The organism is Stutzerimonas stutzeri (assembly GCF_002890915.1).
In the GTDB taxonomy this organism is placed as follows: Bacteria; Pseudomonadota; Gammaproteobacteria; order Pseudomonadales; family Pseudomonadaceae; genus Stutzerimonas; species Stutzerimonas stutzeri_AF.
Genome location: NZ_POUT01000008.1, coordinates 110,536 through 123,198, shown reverse-complemented (window position 1 = coordinate 123,198; position 12,663 = coordinate 110,536). Strand labels below are relative to the sequence as shown.

General features: G+C 63.5%; 13 protein-coding genes. 4 read left to right on the top strand and 9 right to left on the bottom strand.

Going from position 1 to position 12,663, the window contains the following annotated elements; genetic code table 11:
* Positions 1 to 7: 7 nt before the first annotated feature.
* The 7 genes from tolQ to aspS all read right to left on the bottom strand — a co-directional run bounded on the left by tolQ (position 8) and on the right by aspS (position 6,406).
* Positions 8 to 700, bottom strand: coding sequence for a protein TolQ (gene tolQ / locus CXK94_RS14935; protein WP_102894951.1), 693 nt, complete (start codon positions 698 to 700; stop codon positions 8 to 10).
* 2 nt (positions 701 to 702) lie between these two features.
* Positions 703 to 1,146 (bottom strand): tol-pal system-associated acyl-CoA thioesterase, encoded by a 444-nt coding sequence (ybgC, locus tag CXK94_RS14930; protein WP_037038304.1) that lies wholly within the window; start codon positions 1,144 to 1,146, stop codon positions 703 to 705.
* 51 nt (positions 1,147 to 1,197) lie between these two features.
* Positions 1,198 to 2,250, bottom strand: a complete 1,053-nt coding sequence (gene ruvB, locus CXK94_RS14925) for a Holliday junction branch migration DNA helicase RuvB (protein ID WP_037038303.1) — start codon at positions 2,248 to 2,250, stop codon at positions 1,198 to 1,200.
* A 3-nt stretch (positions 2,251 to 2,253) separates the two neighbouring features.
* The gene (gene ruvA / locus CXK94_RS14920) at positions 2,254 to 2,859 is read right to left on the bottom strand and encodes a Holliday junction branch migration protein RuvA (RefSeq protein ID WP_037038301.1); all 606 of its coding nucleotides are present in this window, start codon (positions 2,857 to 2,859) and stop codon (positions 2,254 to 2,256) included.
* A 174-nt stretch (positions 2,860 to 3,033) separates the two neighbouring features.
* Positions 3,034 to 3,558: a crossover junction endodeoxyribonuclease RuvC gene (ruvC, locus tag CXK94_RS14915; protein WP_037038299.1), complete on the bottom strand. Its 525-nt coding sequence runs from the start codon at positions 3,556 to 3,558 to the stop codon at positions 3,034 to 3,036.
* Positions 3,559 to 3,719: 161 nt separating this feature from the next.
* Positions 3,720 to 4,469 carry a YebC/PmpR family DNA-binding transcriptional regulator gene (locus CXK94_RS14910; protein ID WP_037038297.1) on the bottom strand — a complete coding sequence of 250 codons (750 nt, stop codon included), beginning with the start codon at positions 4,467 to 4,469 and terminating at the stop codon, positions 3,720 to 3,722.
* Between the two features lie 161 nt (positions 4,470 to 4,630).
* Positions 4,631 to 6,406, bottom strand: a complete 1,776-nt coding sequence (gene aspS, locus CXK94_RS14905; protein WP_102895035.1) for an aspartate--tRNA ligase — start codon at positions 6,404 to 6,406, stop codon at positions 4,631 to 4,633.
* A gap of 393 nt (positions 6,407 to 6,799) precedes the next feature.
* On the opposite strand from aspS, the gene CXK94_RS14900 reads away from it, so the two are divergent.
* A complete protein-coding gene (locus tag CXK94_RS14900) occupies positions 6,800 to 7,270 on the top strand; it encodes a Dps family protein (RefSeq protein ID WP_037038296.1) in 471 nt (156 codons plus the stop codon).
* A gap of 277 nt (positions 7,271 to 7,547) precedes the next feature.
* Complete coding sequence (locus tag CXK94_RS22800) at positions 7,548 to 8,153, top strand: cold-shock protein (RefSeq protein ID WP_102894950.1); 606 nt, start codon at positions 7,548 to 7,550, stop codon at positions 8,151 to 8,153.
* Positions 8,154 to 8,459: 306 nt separating this feature from the next.
* Here CXK94_RS22800 and CXK94_RS14890 read toward each other — a convergent pair whose 3' ends face one another.
* Both CXK94_RS14890 and CXK94_RS14885 read right to left on the bottom strand, forming a co-directional pair.
* Positions 8,460 to 8,666 (bottom strand): SlyX family protein, encoded by a 207-nt coding sequence (locus CXK94_RS14890; RefSeq protein ID WP_037038294.1) that lies wholly within the window; start codon positions 8,664 to 8,666, stop codon positions 8,460 to 8,462.
* Between the two features lie 2 nt (positions 8,667 to 8,668).
* The gene (locus CXK94_RS14885) at positions 8,669 to 9,091 is read right to left on the bottom strand and encodes an HIT family protein (protein ID WP_037038293.1); all 423 of its coding nucleotides are present in this window, start codon (positions 9,089 to 9,091) and stop codon (positions 8,669 to 8,671) included.
* Positions 9,092 to 9,527: 436 nt separating this feature from the next.
* On the opposite strand from CXK94_RS14885, the gene CXK94_RS14880 reads away from it, so the two are divergent.
* Together CXK94_RS14880 and CXK94_RS14875 are read left to right on the top strand one after the other, a co-directional pair.
* Positions 9,528 to 10,781 carry an OprD family porin gene (locus CXK94_RS14880; protein WP_102894949.1) on the top strand — a complete coding sequence of 418 codons (1,254 nt, stop codon included), beginning with the start codon at positions 9,528 to 9,530 and terminating at the stop codon, positions 10,779 to 10,781.
* Between the two features lie 162 nt (positions 10,782 to 10,943).
* A complete protein-coding gene (locus tag CXK94_RS14875; RefSeq protein ID WP_102894948.1) occupies positions 10,944 to 12,659 on the top strand; it encodes a proline--tRNA ligase in 1,716 nt (571 codons plus the stop codon).
* Positions 12,660 to 12,663 lie beyond the last annotated feature (4 nt).

Below are 12,663 nucleotides of genomic sequence, written 5' to 3'. Positions count from 1 at the left end.
GTGGGCCTCAGTCTTCGGTGGTGTGGACTTTGCGATGAAGGATGGCCTGGAACTCGTCGGCGAAGGTGTAGTAGCGACCGATGAGCATCTCGCCACGCGCTGCGAAGCGGTTATAGGCGATGACCGCGGGAATCGCGGCGAACAGGCCGATCGCGGTAGCGATCAGGGCCTCGGCGATACCGGGGGCGACGGTCGCCAGGGTCGCCTGCTGGACCTGGGCCAGCCCGCGGAAGGAGTTCATGATCCCCCAGACGGTGCCGAACAGGCCGATGTAGGGACTGGTGGAACCGACGGTGGCGAGGAACGGCAGGCTCTGCTCGAGCTTCTCCTCCTCGCGCGAGATGGCCACGCGCATGGCACGGTTGACGCCATCCATCACCGCATCGGGATCGACGCCCGCCTGTTGGCGCAGGCGGGAGAACTCCTTGAACCCGGCACGGAAGATCTGCTCGACCCCCGAATCCGGGTCCGGATTGCTGCCAGCCTGGCGATAGAGCTTGGACAGGTCGATGCCCGACCAGAAACGCTCCTCGAACGCATCCAGCGACCGCTTCGCGGCGCGCAGCATGTTGCCGCGCTGAAAAATCAGAATCCACGAGGTCACCGATGCGGCGACGAGGATCAGCATGACCAGCTGCACCACGAAGCTGGCGTTGCTGATCAGGCTCCACATGGACATATGGTCGACGTTGGCTTCCACGCTCACTCTCCTGCAGGGGATAGACCCGCGCCGGCGAAGGCTGTGCGCAGCGCTTCGGGAATGGCTCGGGGTTTCAAACTTTCGGCACGCACGCAGGCCACCAGCACCTGCCCTTCACACAGCAACACGTCATCCACCGCGCGGCGAACCTGCTGACGAAAACGCAGGCTGGCACGACTCAGCTCGACCACCTCGGCGCTCACCAGCAACTCGTCGTCCAGGCGCGCCGGCGCGAAGTAGCGCGCCTGGCATGAATGCACGACGAACAGCAAGTCCTCGCCGGCCAGCTGCGACTGGGCGAATCCCAGGCTGCGCAACCGCTCGGTACGAGCTCGCTCCATGAATTTGAGGTAGTTGACGTAGTAGACAATGCCGCCCGCATCGGTGTCCTCGTAATAGACTCGACAGCGGTGGGTGAAGATTTCAGCTCCGGCTTGCGCGCGCATACTAGTGCTCGGCCCTGTAAATGCCAATCGGGTAAGAGAACAAAATTTTCTTCAAACCATGTCGTCGCCGAACAGGTCCGGCATCGGGGCATCGTTCATGCGCTTCGGCAGGTTCAGACCGAAATGCAGATAGGCATGCCGCGTCACCACGCGCCCACGCGGGGTGCGCATGATGTAGCCCTGCTGGATCAGGTAGGGCTCGAGCACGTCCTCGATGGTATGTCGCTCCTCGCTGATCGCCGCCGCCAGGCTGTCGACGCCCACCGGCCCGCCATCGAACTTCTCGATCAGCGTCAGCAGCAGACGACGATCCTGATGATCGAAGCCACGCTCGTCGACGTCCAGCATGTTCAAGGCCAGGTCGGCGATCTGCCGGGTGATCTCGCCCTTGCCACGCACTTCGGCGAAATCCCGCACCCGCCGCAGCAGGCGGTTGGCGATCCGCGGCGTGCCGCGCGCACGCCGCGCGATCTCGAAGGCGCCCTCGGGCTCGGTGGGCAGCCCGAGGATGCCGGCGGAGCGGCTGACGATGCTCGCCAGGTCCTCGGTGGAGTAGAACTCCAGGCGCTGGACGATGCCGAAACGGTCGCGCAGCGGGTTGGTCAGCATGCCGGCGCGGGTGGTCGCCCCGACCAGGGTGAACGGCGGCAGGTCGAGCTTGATCGAGCGCGCCGCCGGCCCCTCGCCGATCATGATGTCCAGCTGGAAGTCCTCCATCGCCGGATACAGCACTTCCTCGACGATCGGCGAGAGGCGATGGATCTCGTCGACGAACAGCACGTCGCCGGCCTCGAGATTGGTCAGCAAGGCGGCGAGATCGCCCGGACGCTCGAGCACCGGCCCCGAGGTGCTCTTGATCGACACCCCCATTTCCTCGGCGATGATGTTCGCCAGGGTGGTCTTGCCGAGCCCGGGCGGGCCGAAGATCAGGGTGTGGTCGAGCGCCTCGCCGCGGCCCTTGGCGGCGCGAATGAACAGGTCCATCTGCTCGCGCACGACCGGCTGGCCGATGTAGTCGGCCAGCTTCAGCGGGCGGATGGCACGGTCCAGCTGTTCGTCGCGGTCGCGACTGCTGGCGGTGACAAGACGATCGGCTTCGATCATGCCTTACACCATGCCCTTGAGGGCTCGGCGGATCAATTCTTCACTGCTCAAACCGTCTTCCTGTATGGCGGATACCGCGCGGCTGGCCTCCTGCGGCTTGAAGCCCAGGGAGATCAGCGCGCTGACCGCATCGTTCTCGGCGCTTGAGACTGCCGTTTTGCTGTTGGGTTCCACGACGAAGGTGGCAATGGCCGGCATGCTTTCCCAGGCCTTGAAGCGGTCCTTGAGTTCGACCAGCAGGCGCTCGGCGGTCTTCTTGCCGACGCCCGGGATCTTGACCAGCACCGAGGTGTCCTGGGCTTGTACGCAGCGCACCAGCTCGTCCACTTCGAGCCCGGACATCAGCGCCAGCGCCAGCTTCGGCCCCACCCCGTTGAGGCGGATCAACTCGCGAAACAGTTCGCGCTCGCGCTTCTCGAAGAAGCCATAGAGCAGCTGTGCATCCTCGCGCACCACCAGATGGGTATGCAGGGTCACCGGCTCGCCTGCGACGGGCAGACGATAGAGCGTCGTCATCGGCACCTCGACTTCGTAGCCGACGCCGTTCACATCAAGGATCAGGTGCGGCGGCTGCTTCTCCGCCAGGGTGCCACGCAAACGTCCGATCACAGTCCCGCTTCCTCCACGACCGCGAAGCCCCTGCTCCCGGCCAATCGAATTGTTTCCGCCTTCGGAAGGCAGAGATTACTTCGTAGGAGCGCGCCATGCGCGCGAATCGCGGGCATGGCCCGCGCCTACATGTGATCCCGCGTCCAACGTGCGGCCCATGGCGGACGATGACGACTACAGCCGCAGACGCCCGCCGCGCCGCTTGGCGCCGACCAGCCCATGAGGGATCAGGCTCTGCCGGTGATGCGCATGGCACAGGGCGATGGCCAGGGCATCGGAGGCGTCGATCTGCGGTTTCTGCACCAGCTTGAGCAGGTGCATGACCATCATCTGCACCTGCTGCTTGTCCGCGCCGCCCGTGCCGGCGATGGCCTGCTTGACTTGGGTGGCGGTGTACTCGGCGATCTGCAGGCCCGCCTCGGCACCGGCGACGATGGCGGCGCCTCGCGCCTGGCCGAGCTTGAGCGCCGAATCGGCGTTGCGCGCCATGAACACCTGCTCGATACCCATGGTCACCGGGCCGTAGCTCCGAATCACTTCACTGACGCCGCAGAACACCGCCTGCAGCCGCTCGGCCAATTCGCCGCTGCCGGTGCGAATGCAGCCGGAGGCGACGTACTCGCAACCGCGGCCGGTATCGCGCACCACGCCATAGCCGGTGATCCGCGAGCCGGGGTCGATTCCCAAAATCAGCGTCATGCCGTGGCCGTGCTGTCTATTTATCCAGTGAGCGAGTATACGGAGGCGCCACCCGCAACGCCACCGGCGCCGTCACATGATGCGCCATGAGCGACCCATTCGGCGCCATAAAAAAACCGGAAGCGCACAGGCGACTCCCGGTCTTTTCAACATCCGACGGCTCAGCCCAGTTGCTGCATGATCTCGTCGGAAATCTCGGCGTTGTGGTAGACGTTCTGCACGTCGTCCAGATCTTCCAGCGCATCGATCAGGCGCAGCACCTTCTGTGCCGTCTCGACATCGGTGATCGGTGCCGCGATCGACGGGACCATCGCCACCTCGGCCTCGTCGCCCTTGAACCCCGCTTCGGTCAGCGCCTCGTTGACCGCGAGGAAATCGGCGAAGCTGGTATAGATCTCGACCGAACCGTCGTCCTGGCTGACCACATCGTCGGCTCCCGCCTCCAGCGCAGCCTCCATCAACGCATCCTCGTCGACGCCCGGGGCATAGCTGATCTGCCCCTTGCGGTCGAACATGTAGGCCACCGAACCATCGGTACCGAGGTTGCCGCCATGCTTGCTGAAGGCATGGCGCACTTCGGCGGCGGTACGGTTGCGGTTGTCGGTCATGGCCTCGACGATGATCGCCACGCCGCTGGGGGCGTAGCCCTCGTAGCTCAGCTCGACCATGTTGTCGGCATCGCTGGAACCGGCACCGCGGGCGATGGCGCGGTCGATGGTGTCACGGGTCATGTTGGCGGTCAGCGCCTTGTCCACGGCCAGGCGCAGACGCGGGTTGTCCGCCGGAATGCCGCCGCCATGCTTGGCGGCCACGGTCAGTTCGCGGATCAACTTGGTGAAAATCTTGCCCCGCTTGGCATCCTGGCGCTCCTTGCGGTGCTTGATATTGGCCCATTTGGAATGACCAGCCATAACTCACTCCACTTCTTATCTGATCGAAGACCGATACCCGGCCGCAACTCCTGCGACCATGGCCGAGGCAGCGCCCCAACCCCGGGTATCGCCATGTTTCGCCCCGACGCAGCAGCGCCGCGAGGCGAAGGAGCCCGGCCGAACCGGGCTCCGGATAGCGCTTACTCCGCCTTGGGCTGCTCGCGCAGACGGATGTGCAGCTCGCGCAATGCCTTGTTGTCCACCGCACCCGGCGCCTGGGTCATCACGTCCGCGGCGCTCTGGGTTTTCGGGAAGGCGATCACTTCGCGGATCGACTGCGCGCCGGTCATCAGCATCACCAGGCGATCCAGGCCGAAGGCCAGGCCACCGTGCGGCGGCGCACCGTATTTCAGCGCATCGAGGAGGAAGCCGAACTTCTCTTCCTGTTCCGCCTCGTCGATGCCGAGGATGCGGAACACCGCCTGCTGCATTTCCTTGCGGTGGATACGGATGGAACCGCCACCCAGTTCGGTGCCGTTGAGCACCATGTCGTAGGCGCGCGAGAGCGCGGCGGCCGGGTCGGCCTCCAGCGCCTGCGGGGAGCACTTGGGCGCGGTGAACGGGTGGTGCAGCGCACTCAGCGAACCGTCGTCGTTCTCTTCGAACATCGGGAAGTCGACCACCCACAGCGGCGCCCAGTCGCAGGTCAGCAGCTTGAGGTCATGGCCGAGCTTGATGCGCAGCGCGCCCAGCGCCTCGGACACGATCTTCGCCTTGTCGGCGCCGAAGAACACGATGTCGCCGTCCACCGCGCCGACGCGATCGAGGATCACGCTGAGGTTGTCCTCGGGGATGAACTTGACGATCGGCGACTGCAGGCCCTCGACACCCTTGGCGCGCTCGTTGACCTTGATGTAGGCCAGCCCCTTGGCGCCGTAGATGCCGACGAACTTGGTGTAGTCGTCGATCTGGCTGCGCGGCATGCTCGCCGCGCCCGGTACGCGCAGGGCGGCGACGCGGCCCTTCGGATCGTTGGCCGGACCGCTGAAGACCTTGAATTCGACCGCATTCAGCTGGTCGGCAACGTCAACCAGCTCCAGCGGGATGCGCAGGTCCGGCTTGTCCGAGCCGTAGCGGCGCATGGCCTCGTCGAACGGCATGTGCGGGAACTCGCCGAACTCCAGGCCCAGCACTTCCTTGAACAGCTTGCGGATCATGCCTTCGGTGATACCGATGATGTCCGCCTCGTCGAGGAAGCTGGTCTCGATGTCGATCTGGGTGAATTCCGGCTGGCGATCGGCACGCAGATCTTCGTCGCGGAAACACTTGGCGATCTGGTAGTAGCGGTCGAAGCCGGCCACCATCAGCAGCTGCTTGAACAGTTGCGGCGATTGCGGCAGGGCGAAGAAGTTGCCGGCATGGGTGCGGCTGGGCACCAGGTAGTCACGCGCACCTTCGGGAGTCGGGCGGCCGAGGATCGGCGTTTCCACGTCGAGGAAACCGTTCTCGTCCAGGTAGCGGCGGATGCTGGCGGTGATGCGCGAGCGCAGCTTGAGCTTCTCGGCCATCTCCGGGCGGCGCAGGTCGATGAAGCGATAGCGCAGGCGGGTTTCCTCACCCACATCGCTGTATTCGTTGAGCGGGAACGGCGGGGTTTCCGCATCGTTCAACACTTCCAGCTCGTAGCCCAGCACCTCGATGGCACCAGACGCCATGTTCGGGTTGACCGCACCGGCGGGGCGCAGGCGCACCTTGCCGGTCACCTTGATCACGTATTCGCTGCGCACGCGGTCGGCAGCGGCGAAGGTCTCGGCGCGATCCGGGTCGAAGACCACCTGGGCCAGGCCTTCACGATCGCGTACATCGAGGAAGATCACCCCGCCGTGGTCACGACGGCGATGGACCCAGCCGCAAAGAGTGATTTCCTGGCCGTCCAGGCTTTCGTTCAGTTGGCCGCAATAGTGGCTGCGCATCATGGTGGTGTTCGCTTCTCGTATCTTGAATTCGTTGGGGCGCTCGAGCCGCGACAGACAGACGGCACCGTAGCCGTGCCTGCGCGCGCGGGGCATTCAGTCGCTGCCCGCCATGCCGCCGGACTCTGCAGCATGACTGTCGAGCCACCGGGCACAAGGGCGGGATTATATCCGCATAATCGTCACGGCGCAGCCGTCGACCCGGCCGATCAGGCGATTGACCATGGGCCGATGATTGAACTCTGCCCGAGGGCACGCCTCCCTATTGACGAATATCAAGCCCAGGGGCCGCATCGCTTCACAACGCGGGGCGTTTTTCTGGCATAACTAGCGGGTCTGTTGACGTTTCGCCCGCGGCGAAACAGACCTACGCACCAGCCCATCAGGAGAGAACACATGGAAATCAACATCGGCATCGCCGAACAGGACCGCGCAGCCATCGCCGAAGGCCTGTCCCGCCTGCTCGCCGACACCTACACCCTGTACCTGAAGACCCACAATTTCCACTGGAACGTCACCGGCCCGATGTTCAACACCCTGCACACCATGTTCGAGACGCAGTACACCGAACTGGCAGTGGCGGTGGACGACATCGCCGAACGCATCCGCGCCCTGGGGTTCCCGGCACCGGGCACCTACTCCGCCTATGCCCGCCTGTCCTCGATCAAGGAAGAAGAAGGCGTTCCTGCCGCCGAAGAAATGATCAAGCTGCTGGTCGAAGGCCAGGAAGCGGTCGTGCGCACCGCCCGCGGCATCTTCCCGCTGCTGGACAAGACCAGCGACGAGCCGACCGCGGACCTGCTGACCCAGCGCATGCAAAGCCACGAAAAAACCGCCTGGATGCTGCGCAGCCTGCTGGCCGCCTGAGCAGTCGAGCAAGATGGACGGGGCGCACTCGAGCGCCCCGCCCTGCCCGCGACCAACGCCACCCCGCGACGAACCGCTCCCGCCCCGGCCGCCAAGGCACCTTCAGCCACAGGCGTTGATTTGAGCAGCCCCGCCCTTTGCTGTTAAATACGCCGCGCTGCAGTCCGGGCCAGCGATTCGCCAGACAGTGTTCGCTCCTGCCTGGCGAGCCCTCCACCACGAGGCTCCGGTAACTGCCGCTTTTCCTGTCGTGTTATCAACCGTGAGTCCTATAAGAATGCTTAAGATTGTCCATGTCCTGGCGGGCGCCATCGCCCTGCTGTTGTCATTTGTACCCAGTCTGCGCGGCGGCCTGCCGCTCCTGCTACAACCCGAAGCCCTGTGCCTGCTGATGCTCGGTTTGCTGAATGCCCAGTTCATCCCTTCCGCCCAGCTGGCTGACGCCCGCACCCGCCCGGTAATCGTCGCGGTGTCCTTGCTACTGGTACTCGCAGTCGTACTCCAGGCTGCCGTCCTGCTCGCCCCGCTGCCGGAAATCGCCGGCCAACCAGCCACCCTGGCCAGCCTGCTGCTCGCCTTCGTCGCGGTACTGCTGCACCTGGCCACGATCCAGGTCAGCGGCGGGCAACCCGCGGCGCGGACGCGCGCAAGCACGCCGTCCAGCGTCGGTCGCGAGACCGGCACGGTGAAATGGTTCAACACCTCGAAAGGATTCGGCTTCATCTCGCGGGATAGCGGCGACGATGTGTTCGTACACTTTCGCGCCATTCGCGGCGAGGGGCACCGCGTACTGGTCGAAGGCCAGCGCGTGGAATTCACCATCATGATGCGCGACAAGGGATTGCAGGCCGAGGACGTCATCCCCGTGCAGCCTGGCCGCTGATCAACCCGCAGGACGCACCACGCACAGCACGCAGCGCCGAGGCCTGGCGCTGCGCATTGCGAACCCTACGAAAAGGCCATGCCGCATTTGCCTGTTACATCGGCGCCGCAGGTTGGGTCGGGCGTAGGTTGGGTTGAGGAGCGAAGCGACGAAGCCCAACACACCAAACCCGTGCCTGTTGGGCTTCGCTGCGCTCAGCGCCAGCTACCCGAGAGCGCCGACCGCTCGAACAGTGGCTGTTAGCCAGGCGCTTCAGGCAAGCCTGTGCGTTCGCGACCCCGCCGTCCAAGTCCTTGGCCCCGCCACTCAATAATGCGGCGGCGGCGCCTCATCCTCGCCCGCATCCAGCGTGCTCTGCATTTCCTCCTGGCGCCTGGCCAATGCGCCCATCTGCAACTGCATGCGCTCGATGACCCGCTGCTGGTCGACCAATACGTCGTTCAAGGTCTGGATCGTATCGTCCTGAAACGCCAGACGAGCCTCCAGATCGGCCACACGCGACTCCAGATCCATAGTCATTCTCCAAAACGGAAGTGATCGGTCAGTACCAGCCTGAGCTTTTCCCGAATGGCCGCCACTTGCTCGGCGCTATAAGGCTTCGCCGGCTGCCGGCCCCAGACCGGCGCCGGCCATGCCGCATCGCTCCGACGCCTGGCGATGACATGCATATGCAACTGCCCGACTACATTGCCGAGCGTCGCGATGTTCATCTTGTCCGCACCGAAGGTGTCCTTCAGCGTCTCGGCCAGCGAGGTGGTTTCCCGCCACAGGGCCTGTTGATCCGCGGCATCGAGCTGAAACAACTCGCTGACCTCCTCACGCCGCGGCACCAGGATGAACCAGGGGTACTGCGCATCGTTCATCAACAGCAACCGGCAGAGCGGAAAGTCACCCAGCGGCAAGGTATCCTGCTCCAGGCGTGAATCGAGAACGAACATAGGGCTCTCCCGTTCGACATAAAAATACGAACAGCGCAGGCAGCGCTGCCCCGATCACGAAAGGATACCCCATGCCTGCGGCGCGACAAGAACCCACCGGCAGCCGCACCAATGAAGCGCAGCAGAGCCGATCACACGCCCCATTCAAGTGCGCTCGCCCGATCAAAACCCTGGGGAAACCCGCAAAAAACGCTATTTTCAATTTGAGTACGTTTCTTGCTGAGTTCTTCGCGAACACGGCTTCAAAACGCCACAGCAGATAAAGCGCTGCTTGCTCTAGCGCACGACTAGAGCTAAACAGTACATTCTCTGAGTGGCTTTATGCTGAGCACAGCTCTCTATCTGATAAAAGCCTGATCGGAACCCAAGAAGTTGCATCTTTTTCGCTCACGGGCGAAAGAGTAAGCACCGTTTAAAACCAAAGGAGCAATCACCAATGAAAGTGATGAAGTGGAGCGTAATCGCCCTGGCCGTAGCGGCGGGCACCTCCCAAATGGCATTCGCCAGCCAGCAATCGGAAGCCAAGGGCTTCGTCGAAGACGCAAATCTTGATCTGCTGCTGCGCACCACCTACTTCAACCGCGATTACAAGGACGGCACCGCAGATGCCAGGAGCCTGGGTCAAGGCTTCATCACCACCTTCGAATCGGGCTTCACCCAAGGCACCGTTGGCGTAGGTGTCGATGCCTACGGCATTCTTGGCGTTCGTCTCGACGGTGGCCGTGGCCACACCTATGGCGCCATGTTCGAGCGCGATTCCGATGGCGACCCTGAACGCGACCTGTCCCAGGCTGGCGCCGCGGTAAAAGTGCAGTTCTCCAATACCGTGATCAAGTACGGTAACCAGTTCCCGTCGCTGCCGGTTCTTGCCTATGACGACTCCCGTCTGCTGCCCGAGTCCTTCACCGGCACGCTGATCACCAGCAACGAGATCGAAGGCCTGGAACTGAACGCCGGCCGCTTCACCGCCGATAGTGCAATGCAGTCCTCGAGCCGCGACTCGCTCAACTATCTCGACCTGACGCTCAAGAGCATCGATGTTGTCGGCGGTACCTATGCCTTCACCGACAATCTGAGCGCCTCGCTGTATTACGCCGACAACGAAGATATCGCCAAGAAGAAGTATGCAAACGTTAACTACGTAATGCCCTTCGGTGATCAATCGCTTGCCTTCGACTTCAACATCTACGACAACAAGTACGACAAGCGAGCTTTTGGCGAGACCCAGGACACCACGATCTGGAGCCTGTCGGCCAAGTACTCCGTTGGCGCGCATGCCTTTATCCTCGCCCATCAGCGCGTGACCGGCGACGGCAACTATGAATATGACATCGGCGATGGCGGCAGCTCCATCTGGGTAGCCAACTCCTACTATTCCGACTTCAACTCCAAGGACGAGCGCTCCTGGCAAGCCAGCTACGAGCTGGACTTCAGCGGCTACGGCGTTCCGGGGCTGTTCTGGAAAACCGCCTATGTCTACGGCGACAATGTCGATACCGGCACCGGCGAAGGCAAGGAACGCGAGTTCTTCAACCAGATCCAGTATGTAGTCCAGAGCGGTCCGGTGAAGGACCTGTCGCTGAAACTGCGCAACTCGATCTATCGCTCCAACAGCGACATGCGTGACTACTACAGCCCGGACCTGAACGAGATCCGCGCATTCATCGAATACCCGCTGAGCATCCTGTAACCCAGGCGCCCAGACGTATCGATGCAAGGGCGGAGCCCGGCGCAAGCCGGGCTCTTTCGTTTCACCATCCTGTCAAGCGCCTTCCCGCATCCTGTACGCCGCACCCCGCGCGCCGTACAATGCCGAGCCAAATTCCAGCCTCTGCAAGGACATAACGGCCACATGCGCACCAGTCAGTTCCTGCTCTCGACCCTCAAAGAAACTCCATCCGATGCAGTGGTCATCAGTCACCAGTTGATGCTGCGTGCCGGGATGATTCGCAAGCTGGCTTCCGGTCTGTATACCTGGATGCCGATGGGGCTGCGCGCCCTGCGCAAGGCCGAGGCCATCGTCCGCGAGGAGATGAACAAGGCCGGCGCCCTGGAAGTATTGATGCCGGCCATTCAGCCGGCCGAACTGTGGCAGGAGTCCGGCCGCTGGGAGCAGTACGGCCCCGAGCTGCTGCGCCTGAAGGACCGCCATGATCGCGAATTCTGTGTCGGCCCGACCCACGAAGAGGTCATTACCGACCTGGCGCGCAACGAGCTGAACAGCTACAAGCAGCTGCCGATCAACTTCTACCAGATCCAGACCAAGTTCCGCGACGAGATCCGTCCGCGCTTCGGCCTGATGCGTGGGCGCGAATTCCTGATGAAGGACGCCTACTCCTTCCACCTTTCCCAGGCGTCGCTGCAGGAAACCTACGACCGCATGCACACGGCGTACTGCAATATCTTCACCCGCCTGGGCCTGGGCTTCCGCCCGGTGCAGGCCGACACCGGCTCCATCGGCGGCACCGGCTCCCATGAATTCCACGTGCTGGCCGAGTCCGGTGAAGACGATATCGCCTTCAGCGACAGCTCCGACTATGCCGCCAACATCGAGAAGGCCGAGGCCATCCCGCGCGAGCGCGAGCGTGCGGCCGCCAGCGAAGAGCTGCGCCTGGTCGACACGCCGAACGCCAAGACCATCATCGAGCTGGTCGAGCAGTTCGGCCTGCCGATCGAGAAGACCATCAAGACGCTGGTGGTACAGGGCGTCGAGGAAGGCCAGCTGGTCGCCCTGATCGTGCGTGGCGACCATGAGCTGAACGAGATCAAGGCCGCCAACCTGGAACAGGTCGCCAGCCCGCTGGCATTCGCCTCCGATGCGCAAATTCGCGCCGCGATCGGCGCGGGTCCCGGCTCGCTGGGGCCGCTGAACCTGCCGATTCCCTGCGTCATCGATCGCTCGGTCGCCCTGATGAGCGATTTCAGCGCCGGCGCCAACATCGACGACAAGCACTACTTCGGCCTGAACTGGGAGCGCGACCTGCCGTTGCCGCAGGTCGCCGATCTGCGCAACGTCGTCGCCGGCGACCCGAGCCCGGACGGCCAGGGCAGCCTGGTGATCAAGCGCGGCATCGAAGTCGGGCACATCTTCCAGCTCGGCACCAAGTACAGCGAAGCCATGAACTGCCAGGTGATGGGCGAGAACGGCAAGCCGGTGACGCTGATCATGGGCTGCTACGGCATCGGCGTGTCCCGCGTGGTCGCCGCCGCCATCGAGCAGAACTACGACGAACGCGGCATTCTCTGGCCGGACGCCCTGGCGCCCTTCCAGATCGCGCTGGTCCCGATGAAGTACGAGACCGAAGCGGTTCGCGAGGCGACCGACAAGCTGTATGCCGAGCTCATCGCAGCCGGCTATGAAGTCCTGCTCGATGACCGTGACAAGAAGACCAGTCCGGGCGTCAAATTCGCCGACATGGAGCTGATCGGCATTCCGCACCGCATCGTCATCAGCGATCGCGGGCTGGCCGACGGCACCCTGGAGTACAAGCACCGTCGAGACGCCCAGCCACAGGCCGTCGCCGCTGCCGACATTCTGCCCTTCATCAATTCGCGTGTTCATCGCTGACCGG

What these genes read in the sequence shown, in the direction of transcription:
- ybgC (WP_037038304.1), bottom strand. Translation starts at nt 1,146, where the DNA reads ATGCGCGCGCAAGCCGGAGCTGAAATCTTCACCCACCGCTGTCGAGTC.
- CXK94_RS14890 (WP_037038294.1), bottom strand. Translation starts at nt 8,666, where the DNA reads ATGGATCTGGAGTCGCGTGTGGCCGATCTGGAGGCTCGTCTGGCGTTT.
- CXK94_RS14875 (WP_102894948.1), top strand. Translation starts at nt 10,944, where the DNA reads ATGCGCACCAGTCAGTTCCTGCTCTCGACCCTCAAAGAAACTCCATCC.
- ruvC (WP_037038299.1), bottom strand. Translation starts at nt 3,558, where the DNA reads ATGACGCTGATTTTGGGAATCGACCCCGGCTCGCGGATCACCGGCTAT.
- CXK94_RS14880 (WP_102894949.1), top strand. Translation starts at nt 9,528, where the DNA reads ATGAAAGTGATGAAGTGGAGCGTAATCGCCCTGGCCGTAGCGGCGGGC.
- CXK94_RS14885 (WP_037038293.1), bottom strand. Translation starts at nt 9,091, where the DNA reads ATGTTCGTTCTCGATTCACGCCTGGAGCAGGATACCTTGCCGCTGGGT.
- aspS (WP_102895035.1), bottom strand. Translation starts at nt 6,406, where the DNA reads ATGATGCGCAGCCACTATTGCGGCCAACTGAACGAAAGCCTGGACGGC.
- CXK94_RS14900 (WP_037038296.1), top strand. Translation starts at nt 6,800, where the DNA reads ATGGAAATCAACATCGGCATCGCCGAACAGGACCGCGCAGCCATCGCC.
- CXK94_RS14910 (WP_037038297.1), bottom strand. Translation starts at nt 4,469, where the DNA reads ATGGCTGGTCATTCCAAATGGGCCAATATCAAGCACCGCAAGGAGCGC.
- CXK94_RS22800 (WP_102894950.1), top strand. Translation starts at nt 7,548, where the DNA reads ATGCTTAAGATTGTCCATGTCCTGGCGGGCGCCATCGCCCTGCTGTTG.
- ruvB (WP_037038303.1), bottom strand. Translation starts at nt 2,250, where the DNA reads ATGATCGAAGCCGATCGTCTTGTCACCGCCAGCAGTCGCGACCGCGAC.